Raw genomic sequence first — 16,357 nt, forward strand, 5'->3', positions numbered from 1 at the left:
ATATCCTGTATAAGTCTACTCGAGATTTTACAGATGTGTATAAATGAATATGAAAAAACCGTCCTGTGGGGCGGTTTTTCCATAGTATATCCAATTCGGCCGATGTCCGTGATGAAAGAGAGGAATTCAAATGAGATTATTTGAAATACTTTTAGTTTTATCCTGTTTCGCTTTACTCGTAGATCTATTGTTTATTAAAAGAAGTGCAAAGAAAATAGGATTGGGTTTGGGTATAGGAAGTAGCGTTATATTATTAGTCCAATTGTTTGTTGAGGGATACAGATGGCAGTTGCTTTTGGTATATATCATGACGGCTCTGTTCATACTCATCGTTTTATTCAGACATTCCAAAAAGATGGTGAATCTAAAAATAGGGAAGTTCTTGAAATATAGTTTATCTTCCCTAATCGTCATTCTGCTGGTTGTTTCTACTGCCTTGTCTGTATACCTACCTGTTTTTAATTTGCCGAAGCCGGATGGTCCAGAGAAAGTGGGTACTCAAACATTTCATTTTACAGACCAGAATAGAGCTGAAGTCTTAACTGAAGATCAAAGCGACAAGAGGGAGTTAATGGTCCAATTCTGGTATCCTACTGAGAACATGAATAACAACAAGCGTGACACGCTGTTTCCAAATGATAAAGAAATGTTCAAAACGTATATTAAGAGCTTCTCTGCTTCTTTAAAACTGCCCGAATTTTTGCTCGACTACTTGAAGTATAGTCAAACCAACTCTTATGAAAATGTAGAAATATTACCTTCCACAAGTCCTTATCCCGTGGTACTGCTATCTCATGGTATGGGAACCAGTAGAGTTCTACAAGCATCACAGGCCGAGAATCTGGCCAGTCATGGTTTTATCGTGGTCACAATCGATCATACGTACAGCACCTTTGCTACCCTTTTTCCGGATGGCCGTGTAACGGGCTATACAACAAAAATGACAACCATAGATGACCGCAGTGAAGTTGGGGATATATGGACAAAAGACGTTGAGTTTGTTATCGATCAAATCGAAAAGCTAAATTCAGGTGTAATTGAAAGTCAATTTAAAGGGAAGATCGATTTAAATAACATAGGCGCGATGGGACATTCTTTTGGGGGAGCAACGGCGTTTAATGCAACGTATTTAGATCAACGAATCAAGGCCGGGGTTAATATGGATGGGTCACTGAATGAAGTAGAAGATAGAGATGATATAAACAAGCCGTTTATGTTTATCAGATCGGGAAATTTTGAAGACTGGTTAGCCAATTTTGAAAGTGATAGAAATTCGGATGACGAAGTAACTAAGTTTCTTTCAGATGAGCTGCACATTATGAAAACGGTTATCAATCAGGGGGGGAATGTGATTTATATAGAAGGAACCCAGCACTTCAATTTCACGGATCTTCAATTCTATTCGGAGCTGATTAAACTGTCCGGAATTACAGGAGACATCAATGGTAAAAGAGGGTCAAACATCGTAAATCAATATGTACTTGATTTCTTTAATAAGCAATTGAAAGGATCGGGCGGAACTCTAATTCAGGGGCCGAGCGACTTGTATCCAGAGGTGAAATTTATAGATCCGAAAGAACTCTAATTTAAACTCAGGAGATGATGTGAATGGGACGACAAACGGGAAAACGAACTTCAATCACCGCCTTAACTCTGGTGTTAATGATGTTAGCTCCAATGTCAGTCATGGCCGCACCAGCTACGAGTAACAACAGCGATCTGACGTATGAACCAACCAGGAAAATAGTAGCGGAGAAAGCGAAGATCCTTACTGAGACGTACGGTACGACCAGTGTGCAATATGCATTAATCGATGCTGGAGAGATTGTGGTGTCCGGTCAAACGGGCAAGAACGATATCAATAACAAGGTGCCTCTTACTTCGAACACGATCTATGGCATTGGTTCAACCAGTAAAATGGTGCTTACAGCGGCTGTAATGAAGCTGGTTGACGAAGGTAAGATTGATTTGGATAAGCCTGTTGTGGACTATATCCCTGACTTTAAAATGAAAGATAAGCGCTACAAACAAATCACACCACGCATGCTGTTGAATCATTCCTCCGGTCTGCTGGGCAGCTCCGGCAGCAATGCCACACTGTACGGGGATAATGACACGTATTCACATGACACTTTTCTGGATCAATTGGCGATACAGACTCTAAAAGCCGATCCAGGAGAGTACTCCGTATATTGTAACGATGGTTTTACATTAGCGGAAATTCTAGTCGAAAGAGTTAGTGGCATGGGCTTTACTGCTTTTATACACAAGTATATTACAGAGCCTCTGGACATGAATCATACCAAAACACCACAGGATGTGGTTGGGCCAGCAGAAATGGCGGGAATCTATTCTCCTTTATATGAAGGCCAGCTTCCACAAGAGAATTATAATATCATCGCTACTGGAGGTATTTATTCTACCGCTGAAGATCTTGTGAAATTTTCACAAATCTTCACGGGAGAGGTCGAAGGTATTCTTTCCAGTAAGTCGGTAGAAGCCATGGCGCAAGAAGAATACAAAAGAGGTATGTGGCCAGAGGACAGCGATTCATCTATTTCGTACGGGTTAGGTTGGGATAGTGTGAACTTGTACCCATTCAGTGAATACGGCATCAAGGCCGTTACGAAAGGTGGAGATACCATATCGTATCACTCATCATTAATCGTACTGCCGGAATACAATTTAGCTGCAGCCGTTACCTCATCAGGTGGGACAAGTGCAAAAGATCAGTTTATTGCGAGTGAATTATTACTCAGCGCACTTGAGGACAAGGGTATTATTACAGAACGGAAGCCAGAAAAATCATTTGGGGTGCCAGTAAAGGCAGATATACCTAAAGAAATATCCACGTATGCAGGTATGTATGGCGCCAATAATTCGGTTAAGAAGATCGAAATGAATCATGCTGGACAAATGACTGTATCCACACTCGCAGCTCCGAGTGATTCGGCTCAAAAATACACATATACAGCTGATGGTACTTTTGTTAACGATAAAGGCACAGAAAAGTTGAAATTCGTTACGGAGAAGAATGGAAGTACTTATCTGTGGTCTCGATCTTATATTTCCTTGCCAGGACTTGGGCAGTTGGCTTTCTCAGAATATACAGCGGAGAAGCTGGAAGCCAATGAATTATCCCAGGATGTTACCGCCTCGTGGGAAAAGCGTGAAGGTAAAAGATATTACGTGGTGAATCAGAAATATACATCAACGGTTTATCTCCATTCGTCACCAATCATTCCTATTCATTCGAATAAAGAGACACCAGGGTATATGTCTAATAATAAGATTATTGGAGCAAACGAAGCAGTCACTGAGCTGCAAATCCCTGGCATGGCTGGACGTGATACAAAGGAAATTTATTTCTCCAAAAAGAACGGAGTGGAGTACATTACAGCTGTAGGTAGCGTATTCGCCAGTGAGGAAATTGTACAACCACTCTATTCCGGTAAACAATCCGCTACAACCATTCAAGCAGATGGATATGCAAAATGGTTTTCGGTACCAGCATCTGTGAAAGGAAAAGTTATGACGGTTAAGATGCCTGCAAATGGAGCCTTTGCCGTATATGACCAGACGGGTATTTGTATTAATCACACCGAGGTCAGCGGTAAGAATGAGGTTGTCTTACCCAAAAACGGCCGTATTGTATTTGCAGGTGAGGTCGGTTCCACATTTGAAATTTCATTGAAATAGACAAAGTCTTTATCCCCTTTAAGTGTCTACTTAAAGGGGATATTTTTATGACGTAAAAAGGAAGGATCAAGGATCGTGAATCATCATGTACTCAAATTATTTTGCCTATTCATACTCGGTTCATATAGACGTCACGAAGAGTACATTTCTATTGGTTAAGCTTATTTTAGTACCAAAGCTATGATACTTTAATAAAGAGATACTGACAGGAGAAGATGCAAATGATACAACAAGAGAAAATGAAAGTGCTCAAGAGAACAGTCAAAAAACGAACTTCAATTGCAGCTTTAACGCTAGCGTTAACCATGTTAGCCCCATTATCTGCAATGGCCACACCGGCTGCCATGAACAACAGCAACCTTACGTATGAGGCAACGAAGAAAACCGTGATGGAAAAAGCCAAATTACTGACTGAGACGTATGGTACGACGAGTCTGCAATATGCGCTCATCGATGATGGAGAGATTGTGGTCTCCGGTCAAACGGGCAAGAACGATATAAACGACAAGGTACCTCTTACTTCGAACACGATCTATGGCATTGGTTCAACCAGTAAAATGATGCTTACCGCCGCTGTAATGAAGCTGGTTGACGAAGGCAAGATCGATTTGGATGTGCCTGTTATGAACTATATGCCTGACTTTAAAATGAAAGATAACCGATACAAACAGATCACACCCCGTATGCTGTTGAATCACTCAGCCGGTCTTCTGGGCACCTCAACCAGCAATGCCACATTGTACGGAGATAATGACACGTATTCACATGATACGTTTTTGAAGCAATTGGCGAATCAAAACCTTAAAGCAGATCCCGGCGCATACTCAGTCTACAGCAACGATGGCTTTACGTTAGCCGAGATTCTGGTCGAAAGAGTTAGCGGCATCGGTTATACCGCATTTATACACAAGTATTTCACAGAGCCTTTGGACATGAACCATACCAAGACACCACAGGATGTAGTTAATCCGGCAGAAATGGCGGGAATCTATTCCCCTTTTTATGAGGGACAACTTCCAAAAGAGAATTATAATATCATTGCTACTGGAGGTCTGTATTCCACCGCTGAAGATCTGGTCAAATTTTCACAAATCTTCACGAGACAGGTCGAAGGCATTCTTTCCAGTAAGTCTGTAGAAGCTATGGCGCAAGAAGAGTATAAAAGAGGCATGTGGCCAGAGGATAGCGATACGCTTATGTCTTACGGGTTAGGTTGGGATAGTGTGAACTTGTTCCCATTCAACGAATACGGCATTAAGGCCGTTATGAAAGGTGGAGATACGTTATCTTATCAGTCCTCATTAGTGGTACTCCCGGAATACAACATGGCTGCAGCCGTTATCTCCTCAGGCGGGTCAAGCTTAACCAATCATTTCATTGCCAATGAATTATTACTCAGCGCACTTGAGGAAAAGGGCGTTATTAAAGAACGGAAGCCGGAAAAATCATTTGGCGTACCCGTAAAGGCCAATATGCCTAAGGGAATATCCAAGTTTGCAGGTATATATGGTGGCAATAATTCAGTTACGAAGATCAACATCAATAAGACTGGACAAATGACTGTATCTTCACTTACAGCTCCGAGTAATCCGGTTCAAGAATACACATATACAGCAGATGGTACTTTTGTTAACAACGAAGGTACAGATAAGTTGAAATTCGTTGTGGAGAAAAATGGGAAAACCTACTTGTGGTCACGATCTTATATATCTGTTCCAGGACTCGGACAGCTGGCTTTCTCAGAATATAATGCGGAGAAGCTTGAAGCCAATAAATTATCCAAAGAGATTAACGCCGCATGGGCAAAGCGCGATGGTAAAAAATATTATCTAGTGAATGAGAAATACACATCAATGGTCTATCTGAATGCTTCATCGATCCTGCCTATTCATTTGAGTAAAGAGAACCCAGGTTATATGTCTAATCATAAGATTATTGGAGCAAACGAAGCAGCCAATCTATTGCAAATTCCTGGTACAGCCGGACGTGATACGATGGACATTCATTTCTCTAAAAAGAACGAAGGAGAGTATCTTACAGCCTTAGGGTATGTATACGCCAGTGAGGAACTGGTGAAACCAATCTATTCGGGTAAACAATCCGCAACAACCATTCAAGCAGATGGATATGCCAAATGGTTTTCGGTACCAGCGACTGCGAAAGGAAAAGTCATGACAGTCAAGTTGCCTTCAAATGGAGCCTTTGCTGTATATGACCAGACTGGAATTTGTATTAATCACACCGTGGTCAGCGGTAAGAATAAAGTTGTCTTACCAGAGAATGGCCGCATTGTATTTGTAGGTGAGGCTGGATCCAAATTTGAAATTTCAATAAAAAAGTAAATTAACGGATTTGCAAACGGCTGTACGACAAACAAACTCAACAGGAGAAAACCATCATGATGAAAAAAATATTAATCATTTTACTCAAAATATTCGGAGCCATAGTTATCGCTTTTGCATTATTTATTGCCACTGTCTATTTTGTAAATGTATTTAGCAACAAGTCGGAGGCAGGGAAAATAAAACCCTATGGTCAGTCCGTAGCGGTTGACGGGAAAAACATGAATGTGTTGATCCAAGGAAAAGGTGAAGAAACCGTGGTATTGCTTCCGGGATACGGAACACCTGCCCCAGCCCTCGATTTTAAACCGTTAATTGATGAGCTATCTCCGTTTTACAAAGTCGTCGTCATTGAACCTTTCGGTTATGGATTAAGTGACATAACTGAAAAAGAGCGTACCACGGAAAATATGGTCAGTGAAATTCATGAAGCTCTACAGCAGCTTAATATTACTCATTACACGCTGATGGGTCATTCCATTTCAGGAATCTACGGACTAGATTATGTAAACAAATATCCAAACGAAGTAAATGCTTTTGTTGGGATTGATAGCAGCGTTCCAACGCAGGGAGGCAACGATGATCCATTCCCAACAGATGTGTACAAACTGCTCAAAAAATCAGGGTTCTACCGATTGTTAATGAAACTGGCCCCTGATCAACTGATTGCACCAGCTGTTGATGATGAAACCAGAGAACAAATTAGAATGCTTTCACTCAAAAATACGTTTAATCCGAACAACTTAAGTGAAGGCGAAAATTTTGGTCCCAATTTCAAAGCTGCTGAAGGCTTGACCTTCCCCAAAGATCTGCCTGTCATTTTCTTTTTACAAGCGAATGATACCGAAACGGAAGGATGGATACCTATGCATGAAGAGCAAGTTAAAAATTCAGTACATGGTAAAGTGATGACATTCGAAGGTGGACATTATTTACACCATACCCGATCCAAAGAAATAGCCGAAAACTTCAAGAAGTTTATGAATGAAGTAAAATAAACTTAGAACAAACGTAGTATCTTTCAGAATGGATTTCAGAAAGAATGAAACGCCCGTTCCCCAGTAGAACACAGGGGAACGGGCGTATTTTCCTTGCTCATTATTATTGATTGGTTAACGAAATTTCGAACCTTGAACCAGCTTCACCAGCAAATACAATCGTACCGTTTTCAGGCAATGTAACTTCATTTTCACTACTAACCACGGTATGATTCGTACTGATACCCGTCTGGTCATATACAGTGAAAGCACCTTTCGAAGGCATCTTCACTGTCATCACTTTACCTGCGGCTGCTGCCGGTACCGAATACCACGTCGCATAACCATTCGTTTGAATCGTTGTCTTCGATTGTTTCCCCGAATAGAGCGGTCTCACAAGTTCTTGACTGACGTAGACCTTTCCTCCTGCTGAGACGTATTCTACGCCGTTTCTCTCGAAGAACTTATACTCCATCGTATCCCGGCCAGCCAAGCCTGGAATTTGCAGTTGGTTCACGGCCGAATTTGCATCAATAATTTTATTAGTATACACATAACCTGGTGCTTCATCGAACATATGAATGGGGATGATCGGCGTTGCACTGTCATATACCGTTGAGGTGTATTTTTCATTCACCAGGTAATAAATGTTGCCTTCACGCTTCTGCCAAGCGGCTGTTACATCTTCGGATAATGAATTGGTTTCGAGCTTTTCTGCCTTGTATTCCGAGGAGGCGATCTGTCCAAGCCCTGGCACCGACTGGTACGAACGGGACCACAAGTATGTATTCCCGTTATCCTCTTGAGTGAATTTCAACTTTTCTGTACCTTGCTCATTCACGAAAGAGCCATCTTCAGTATACGTATACTTTTGTTCGGTACTGTTCGGCGACAATAGCTGGGACATCGTCAACTGTCCTTCATCATTCACTTCCAACTTCAATAACGAGCTGCCAACCGCCCCATAAATGCCAGCATACTGCGTTAGCTCTTTCGGCATGGTTGTTTTTACAGGGGCGCCAAATGATTTTTCCGGCTTCCGTCCTTCAATAATATCCTTTTCCTCAAGTGCGCTAAGCAACAGCTCGCTCGCAATCAATTGGTCGGTTGTGCTTGATCCACCTGAAGAGGTAACGGCTGCAGCCATGTTGTATTCCGGAAGCACAATTAATGACGAATGATAAGCAATCGTATTGCCACCTTTGGTAACTGCCTTGATGCCGTATTCGCTAAATGGGAACAAGTCTACACTATCCCAACCTAACCCGTACGAAATCGATGAATCGCTATCCTCTGGCCACAGGCCACTTTTGTATTCTTCCTGCGTCATGGCTTCTGCTGACTCACTGGAAAGAATACCTGTGACCTCTCCCGTAAAGATTTGCGAAAATTTGACCAGGTCTTCTGCGGTAGAGTAAATGCCTCCAGAGCCAATCATATTCGTGTTCTCTAGTGGAAGTTGTTCCTTATTCAGCTGCGAATAAGTTACCGCCATTTGGTCAGGATCAATCAGATCCTGCGGCGTTTTGGTATGGCTCATACCCAAGGGTTCGGTGAAATTCTGTTGGATGAAATGGCTAAAGCTCATGCCACTAACCTTTTCGACCAGAATTTCAGCTAACGTAAAGCTATCGTTACTATACACCGAGTAGGCTCCCGGATCTGCCTTCAAATTTTGCTCGGCCAATTGATCCAAAAATGTATCATGTGCATAGGTATCATTGTCCCCATACAGTATGGCACTACCGCTTGAGGTTCCAAGAATCCCGGATGAATGATTCAATAGCATACGAGGTGTAATTTGTGTGTAACGGTTGTCCTTCATCTTAAAATCTGGGATATAGTTTACAACCGGCACATCCAAATCAATCTTGCCTTCATCAACCAGCTTCATCACAGCGGCGGTAAGCACCATTTTACTGGTTGAACCGATGCCATACATTGTATTAGAAGAAAGGGGGATACGGTTCTCCGGGTCGTTTTTGCCTACTTGTCCGGAGATTACGATCTCTCCCTCATCCATGAGTGCGTACTGCACACTTGTTGTACCGTATGTTTCGGTAAGGAGCTTGGCCTTCTCCATCACCGCTTTTTGGGTCATATTATACGTGAGGTTACTGGTGTTACTTTTTGCCGGTGCGGCGAGAGCATTCATTGGGGCTAACATGGTTAACACCAGGGTTACAGCGGCGAATGAAGTTCGTTTTTTCAGTGTCAATCTCATCTTCTCCTGTCTTATCTGTAGATTAGGTATCTCTGTGGTGGTACGTAAGTTAGTGTACTCTAGGACGGTGAACTGAATATGAATTGGGACAGAATAAAATGGAAAAATACGGGTTGACAGAAAAATCCCTTACGTATACAATCGTATACATAAACAATTTGTATACAAACGTATACGAAGATGGAGGTGCTTCAAAAATGAGAGAAAGACATATAAATGTGAACGAACAACCTGATCGCCATGGAGAGCGGTCCAGACGGGGTCGTGGGGAAGAAGAGCGACAAGGTGAAGGTTCAAGACGTGGGAGAGGGCATGGAGAGCATCACGGAAAACGGGGCAATGGGGCACAAACGTTTCGCCGTGGAAGAATTTTAGTCTTTTTGGAACAAATGCAGAATCGAAGAGCTACGTTGGCCAGACAGCTTGGTCAGGAGGAGTTCCGGAATATTCATCAGATGATAAGTGGTGAACTGAAAGCCATTGATCAGGTCATTGATGAATACATCCAACTTTTTGAATTACAAAATGAAGAAGAAAGCCCTAATCAGGATCTGGAGAGTGAATAAGAATGGTTCGTCGTTTTTTCTCGTATTATCGTCCTTACAAAAAACTATTTTTAATTGATTTTGGTTGTGCAGTACTAGCTGGTTTACTAGAGCTGGCATTTCCACTTGCTGTAAGCAAGTTCATTAATGAGTTGCTGCCAGGTCAAGATTGGCCACTCATTATCCTCGCATGTATTGTCTTGCTGTCGATCTATGCGCTGAATACCGTCTTGAATTATGTCGTGACCTACTGGGGACATATGCTTGGCATTAACATTGAAACCAACATGCGTTCGAAGATGTTTGCTCATTTACAAAAGCTATCCTTCCGGTTTTTCGATAATCGCAAGACGGGTCATCTGATCGGTCACCTTACCAATGATCTCAACGATATTGGAGAGGTTGCTCACCATGGACCTGAGGATGTATTCATCGCGATTATGACTCTAATTGGATCTTTCTGGCTTATGGCGAACATTAATTTAGAGCTTGCACTGATCACCTTTGTCATTATTCCTATCATGGCCTGGGTCATTATTGTGTTTGGTGGGCGCATGACGAAGACCTATCGGCGCCTCTTCGGAGATGTGGGGAATTTCAATTCCCGTATCGAAGACAACGTAGGCGGAATTCGTGTCGTTCAATCGTTCGCTAACGAAGAGCATGAGAAAAAACTATTTTCTGTAGATAACGAGAACTTCCGTAAAACAAAGCTGCTTGCTTACAAAACGATGGCGAAGAGTATATCGGTCAGCTACATGATGATGCGTTTGGTTACTGTGTTCGTTATGATTAGCGGTGCCTGGTTCTTTATCGATGGCAGAATTGATATGGGTGATTTCATGGCATTCCTGCTGTTATCCAACATCTTCTTCCGTCCGATTGAGAAAATAAATGCTGTAATCGAAAGTTATCCTAAGGGCATTGCAGGATTCAAGCGTTATCTGGAAATCATTGATACCGAGCCGGAAATCGCTGATGCGAAAAATGCCGTGGAGCTAAAAAGCGTCCGTGGAGATATTCGCTTCGAAAATGTCTCATTCGGTTATGAGGAAAATCGACGTATTCTGAATAATATCAGTTTGTCCATCAATCCAGGGGAAACCGTTGCATTTGTGGGTCCTTCCGGTGCAGGTAAAACGACCATTTGCAGTCTGCTTCCACGGTTCTATGAAGTAGAGGAAGGTCGGATTACCGTTGATGGAGTTGATATTCGTGAGGTTCAGCTGGAATCTTTGCGCAAACATATCGGTATTGTTCAACAGGATGTATTTCTCTTCTCAGGCACAATTAAGGAAAATATCGCTTATGGCGATTTAACGGCAACAGACGAGCAAATCTGGGATGCAGCCCGTCGTGCATCTTTGGAAGAGTTGCTTCTTACTTTGCCAGAAGGGATCAATACGATCATTGGTGAGCGTGGTGTCAAACTTTCCGGAGGTCAGAAACAGCGCCTGTCCATTGCTCGGATGTTCCTGAAAAATCCACCGATTCTCATTCTGGACGAAGCAACGTCTGCTCTGGATACCGAAACCGAAGCATTAATCCAGAAGTCCTTGGCGGAACTGTCAGTGGGCAGAACAACCCTTGTTATTGCACACCGACTGACAACGATCAAGAATGCAGATCGCATCCTTGTAGTCAATGCGGATGGCATCGCAGAGCAGGGTAACCATGAGGAACTGGTCGCTGCCGGAGGCATATACAGCAGACTTCACCAGGTGCAATACAGCCATTCTTAATAGCCAAAAAACAAACCGTGCATTTGCGCGGTTTGTTTTTTGTTTTTTTTTGTTTTTCAATAAAGTGACATTCATTTGAACTATAAAGTTCATCAATATTATATATTGTTGACAACGTCCACTAAACTGATTATTATAATGTTGACAATGTCCACTAAAAGGGAGGGTTTCACATCGACTCTCAGCAAATAAATGCAGATATGTTGACTGAAATGCGGCGTTTTAACCGTTTTTATACCAATATACTCGGTGTACTCGATAAACATATCCTGGGAACGGGATACTCCTTCGCTGAAGCAAGGGTCATTATTGAAATTGGCATTCAAGGGGAGAGCATTGCGAACAATCTGGTGGATACACTGACCATTGATCGCAGCTACATGAGCCGAATTGTAAGTAAACTGACCCGAGAAGGGCTGCTGATGAAAGTGGATTCAGCTGCTGACAGCCGCGTTAGTTTGATTCGCCTGACTGAAAAAGGGCAGGAGCTTTACGGTGAGTTGAATGAACGTTCAGATCAGCAGATTGTGAAGTTAATGCAAGGTTTGGATGAGGAAGAGATCAGAGAAGTTTACGCTTCAATGATGAATATTCAGGATAAGTTGAACAAAAGAGCAGGAGAGACAAGACGATGATACGATTCGAATGTGATTACAACGAAGGCGCGCATGAGCGCATTTTGCAAAGACTAATTTCAACGAACATGGAACAAACGAGCGGTTACGGTAAAGATGCCCATTGTGATCGGGCGAGAAGCCTTATTCGACAAGCTTGTGAAAATGAACAGGCGGATGTGCATTTTTTGGTTGGTGGTACACAGACCAATACAACGGTTATTGCCTCCATTTTGCGTCCATACCAAGGCGTGATTGCAGCGACTTCGGGCCACATCGCGGTCCATGAGACGGGAGCGATCGAAGCCACAGGTCACAAAGTGATCACGGTACCAAGCGAGGATGGGAAGATCACGTCAGATCAGGTCAAAGCGGTCTATGATGCCCATTGGAATGATGCAGCACCTGAACATTGTGTCCAGCCCGGAATGGTTTACATATCCCAGCCTACTGAGAACGGTACGATGTACAGCAAGGCAGAGCTGCAAGCATTATTTAATGTGAGCCAACAGTGTGGTCTCCCGTTCTTTATTGATGGGGCACGTCTTGGGTATGCTCTTGCTTCCCGGAATTGTGATACGACTCTCGCTGATCTCGCCCGCCTATGTGATGTATTCTATATTGGCGGAACCAAGATCGGAGCATTGATGGGAGAAGCGGTAGTCATCCTGAACGACAAGCTTAAGCCAGATTTTCGTTATATGATCAAACAAAAAGGCGGCCTGCTTGCCAAAGGCAGATTGTTGGGGATTCAATTTGAAACGCTGTTTGAAGATGGTCTGTATCTTGAAATTTCCCAGCATGCGGTGGACATGGCCATGTTAATTCATGATTCGCTTGTGGAGCAAGGTATTACTTTCCTATATGATTCACCAACCAATCAGCAATTTCCGATTCTGCCAGATGATCTGCTTCAGGATTTACGCAGCCGTTACTCGTTCACATTCTGGGAAAAGGTGTCCGATACACACAGCGTCGTTCGTTTTTGTACCAGTTGGGCAACCCAGCGGGAAAATGTGGACTCACTGATTCGGGATATTTCCCAGGCTCTGAACAAATTGAAAGCTTGTGTATAATCATTAATCACTAAAGGATAGTACATTGACGGAGTAAAACGCCAAAGAATAAGTCGCCATGTTAATGGCGACTTATTTTTTTTTGTTTGCTGCTAATGGTTCCATGAATTTAATTCTAAAATTGAATCACGACCATTTGATGACAGGACCACTCCGGTATCGTGTAGGTCACAACGCCGTTCACCTGACTGAATGAGAGACTAAGGTTCTGTGGCGCCAGATACACATCTTGTACTTGTTCGGCAGCCGCAACCGTCACCTCTGTATTGATAAGTGGAGGGATATCCTCGATAACTTCCACACCTTGTCCTCTACGTACTGGAGAGGCATACAGTAGATGATTCACCCAACGGTTCGAGTTCTTCTGAATCTGCAGCGTGGTAACCCCTTGGGCAGGTAGGTTGGTTATCAGCGACTTGTTGTTACTCAGTAAACTGTCCAACGCGTAACAGATGATTTCCTTGACAGCCAAACTCCCCTTCGTCGCATAATCTTCAAAAACATTCCACGCGATATAGATTCCATCCTGACCTTCAGCCATGCCAGTTCCCGATTCCTGCAGATCAGAAGGGGTATGCTGGTGAGAGCAGAACGTGAACAAGTCACGGTTAAAATATGAATTTTCCTTACTGCCAAGTACAATGCCGTCTGTCGTGGGCACTGTGTTCTGTCCTTCGGTGTACATGACGAAAGAGGCTGTACGCAGCGAAGGAAGCTCGAAATTCGGACGGAAATAGGAGGGACGGAATGGGGAAACATCCTGATATTCTACACCCAAATCGAATTCAAAGCCCGTACCATCCGGTGAGAGTCCGGAACGGCCAGTGGCGAGAATTTTGCCGCCCCCGGCAAGAAATGCTGTCAGTTTGGTTTTAATTGACTCTGTAATGCTAATGGCATCCGGCAAAATAACAACTTTATATTTGGATAGATCAGCCTGTAGATCTACTACATCGAAGAGATAGTGGCCTTCCAGCAAAACTCTTACAGCACCGGTATCGTGGTGTTTGTGCTGGTTATGAGGATCGCCTCCGGATTCCCATAAGGCTGCTTCCACTGACAGCAACGCGATATCGGCCATAGCGGTAGTATCTCGGCACCATTCTTCCTTTGCTTCTACCTCGCGGTAAGCTTCCCCGATCAACGAATACGTGGCAAGGTCCATCTGACCACCTGGATGCAGCTGATCTCCAATGGAGCAGCGTGCCCCGTTCGCAAGGCTCAGTGCAGTTTCATAACGCAGCGCGTTGGGGTGCTTGTATCCACCGAATTCGCCCCAAGAGGTATGGAATTTTCCGGTCATGCCGAGGAAATCCATGCCCAGTGTTTGCGCATAACGTGCAGAGAGTGGGAAGTGGTCGTACCCCCAGCCGCCTGTTGGTAGCGATTCCAATTCTAAATGGGTATTTACATGGGCGAGATCCCGCCGCCCTCGGTCGACGTGACTACTGTTGTGGAACACTGGTAATCCGGGTTTTACTGCATGCACAGTCTCATTCATTCGATTAGCATAACGAGCATACGTCTGTTCCCACAGTTTTTTCATATCTTGAATGTTTCGTGGATCGGAGCCCTGTGAGCGAATCTCGGCAACACAATATTGACAATAACATTCCCGAACACCAACGATATCTAGGAAGATGCCGTCCGCATGATAATTCTTTACGACTTCCTCGACCTGTAGAGTGAGCACGTCAAGATAAGGGGTGTTCATGCAAAATTGATGATATCCCGGTGTCATGAAGTCGGCTGTCCAACTGATTTGCTCCTGCTGATTGCGGATGAGCCATTGTGGATGTTTGCGAGCGAGTCGCTCATCCAGGCCAGCAGAGAGATAGACCGGTGTCTTCACACCTATCTCATGAGCAGCTTCAATCTGGGCACCCAGAAGATCGAAATTCAGATGTGGATGCATTTGATTGGCGGTTGTCGGGTGATAGGCCCAGCCATGATGGCACTTGGAGAAAATGGTGATGGAATCGACGTATCCAGTCTTAAGCATCTCCTGAAATTGCTGCTTCGAAAAATCACGGCCAATGCCTTCAATGGCTTCTGACGTATGAAAATCGAGATGAATTTGACGAAATTTCATGCTTGCATCCCCCTGGTCATTAAATGATAGAATCATATTATATCTACCACTCTAATCGATCTTCAGCTCCGATACAGCTGACAATTACGACTACATATAGCACATTCTCTACATTCTGAACAAAGGAGGGATCTCATGCTTGTACTTGAACTTCAAGTTCCGCCGTTTCCGCTATTAGCAGCCATTGGGCACACCGAATGGCAACCGGGGATGCAGCATGCCCAGCGTAGCTTTGATGTGTTCGATCTTATTATTTGCGCCAAAGGAGCGCTGTACATGGAGGAAGATGGCCTCCGTTACGAGATTGCGGAAGGTATGATGCTGGTTCTTGAACCTGGCAAAGACCACCGTGGCTATAGACCAACGGATGTGCAGACGGAAGTATACTGGATTCATTTCCAGCTTCCCTCTGTGCAAAAGATGATTTTGAAAGAAAAGACGACTTGGGAGCAGCCTTTGCTTCAACAAACAGACCAGGATATTGAGGCTCCCCCAGGAGTCATTGAAATTCCCAAATTCGCCGCGGTGGATCTACGTAACCTGGAGCCGATACTGAAAGAAATGCTTGAGCTGCACCATGTACTCACCCGTCAGCGTTCCTTCGAGCTTCATGTTCTGTTGGGCCAATTCCTACTGCAATTACAGAAGGGAATGAGACAGAACAGCCCGCAGGCTCGTTCCTATTTTCTAAGCGAGAAGGTGGCAACTTATCTTGGTCAACGCCTCGATCAGCCGTTTGATTCAGGACAGATGGAGCGTGATCTGCTTTATCATTTTGATTACCTGGCCCGCTGCCTGAAGCAGTGTACGGGGATGAGCCCGCTCCAATACAGGCATCACCTGCAAATGGAGAAGGCCAAGCGGTTATTGGCACATTCGGAGCTTCCGCTGAAGCGTATCGGCGAGTTGTGTGGACTGCAGGACCATAACTATTTTACTCGGTTGTTCAAACGTCAAACCTCCCTTACGCCTGGAGAGTACCGCAAGAAGCATCAGTTGTATTTCATGGAATAGACATGATCAAACGAAAAACCGCCCGAAAGGGC

At 43.8% G+C, this 16,357-nt stretch carries 11 protein-coding genes; 9 read left to right on the forward strand and 2 right to left on the reverse strand.

Annotated elements, in window-relative coordinates; genetic code table 11:
- Positions 1-130 precede the first annotated feature (130 nt).
- From BLV50_RS04420 to BLV50_RS04435, 4 genes are all read left to right on the forward strand, one after another.
- Positions 131-1,585, forward strand: coding sequence for an alpha/beta hydrolase family protein (locus tag BLV50_RS04420; RefSeq protein ID WP_090806114.1), 1,455 nt, complete (start codon positions 131-133; stop codon positions 1,583-1,585).
- A gap of 23 nt (positions 1,586-1,608) precedes the next feature.
- Positions 1,609-3,699 (forward strand): serine hydrolase domain-containing protein, encoded by a 2,091-nt coding sequence (locus BLV50_RS04425; protein WP_079694319.1) that lies wholly within the window; start codon positions 1,609-1,611, stop codon positions 3,697-3,699.
- A 221-nt stretch (positions 3,700-3,920) separates the two neighbouring features.
- Entirely contained in the window at positions 3,921-6,041 is a 2,121-nt protein-coding gene (locus BLV50_RS04430; RefSeq protein ID WP_090806116.1) for a serine hydrolase domain-containing protein, read from the forward strand.
- A 56-nt stretch (positions 6,042-6,097) separates the two neighbouring features.
- Positions 6,098-7,039: an alpha/beta hydrolase gene (locus BLV50_RS04435; protein WP_064638614.1), complete on the forward strand. Its 942-nt coding sequence runs from the start codon at positions 6,098-6,100 to the stop codon at positions 7,037-7,039.
- Between the two features lie 103 nt (positions 7,040-7,142).
- Here BLV50_RS04435 and BLV50_RS04440 read toward each other — a convergent pair whose 3' ends face one another.
- Complete coding sequence (locus BLV50_RS04440) at positions 7,143-9,242, reverse strand: serine hydrolase domain-containing protein (protein ID WP_177031115.1); 2,100 nt, start codon at positions 9,240-9,242, stop codon at positions 7,143-7,145.
- A gap of 197 nt (positions 9,243-9,439) precedes the next feature.
- Here BLV50_RS04440 and BLV50_RS04445 point away from each other — a divergent pair, with 197 nt between their 5' ends.
- The 4 genes from BLV50_RS04445 (at position 9,440) to BLV50_RS04460 (ending at position 13,219) form a co-directional block, all read left to right on the forward strand.
- Entirely contained in the window at positions 9,440-9,808 is a 369-nt protein-coding gene (locus BLV50_RS04445) for a hypothetical protein (RefSeq protein ID WP_090806120.1), read from the forward strand.
- Between the two features lie 2 nt (positions 9,809-9,810).
- A complete protein-coding gene (locus tag BLV50_RS04450) occupies positions 9,811-11,529 on the forward strand; it encodes an ABC transporter ATP-binding protein (protein WP_064638610.1) in 1,719 nt (572 codons plus the stop codon).
- A gap of 200 nt (positions 11,530-11,729) precedes the next feature.
- Complete coding sequence (locus tag BLV50_RS04455) at positions 11,730-12,164, forward strand: MarR family winged helix-turn-helix transcriptional regulator (protein ID WP_231952523.1); 435 nt, start codon at positions 11,730-11,732, stop codon at positions 12,162-12,164.
- Positions 12,161-13,219 carry a threonine aldolase family protein gene (locus BLV50_RS04460; RefSeq protein WP_090806122.1) on the forward strand — a complete coding sequence of 353 codons (1,059 nt, stop codon included), beginning with the start codon at positions 12,161-12,163 and terminating at the stop codon, positions 13,217-13,219. Before BLV50_RS04455 ends, BLV50_RS04460 begins: the two co-directional genes overlap by 4 nt.
- A 115-nt stretch (positions 13,220-13,334) precedes the next feature.
- On the opposite strand, the gene BLV50_RS04465 is transcribed toward BLV50_RS04460, so the two are convergent.
- On the reverse strand, positions 13,335-15,311 hold the full coding sequence (locus BLV50_RS04465; RefSeq protein WP_090806125.1) for an alpha-amylase family protein: 1,977 nt from the start codon (positions 15,309-15,311) through the stop codon (positions 13,335-13,337).
- Between the two features lie 135 nt (positions 15,312-15,446).
- Between BLV50_RS04465 and BLV50_RS04470 the strand changes: the two genes are divergently transcribed.
- Positions 15,447-16,325, forward strand: coding sequence for a helix-turn-helix transcriptional regulator (locus BLV50_RS04470; RefSeq protein ID WP_090806127.1), 879 nt, complete (start codon positions 15,447-15,449; stop codon positions 16,323-16,325).
- The last annotated feature ends 32 nt before the right edge of the window (positions 16,326-16,357 follow it).

It is taken from the genome of Paenibacillus sp. 276b, from assembly GCF_900107875.1.
Taxonomy (GTDB): domain Bacteria; phylum Bacillota; class Bacilli; order Paenibacillales; family Paenibacillaceae; genus Paenibacillus; species Paenibacillus marchantiae.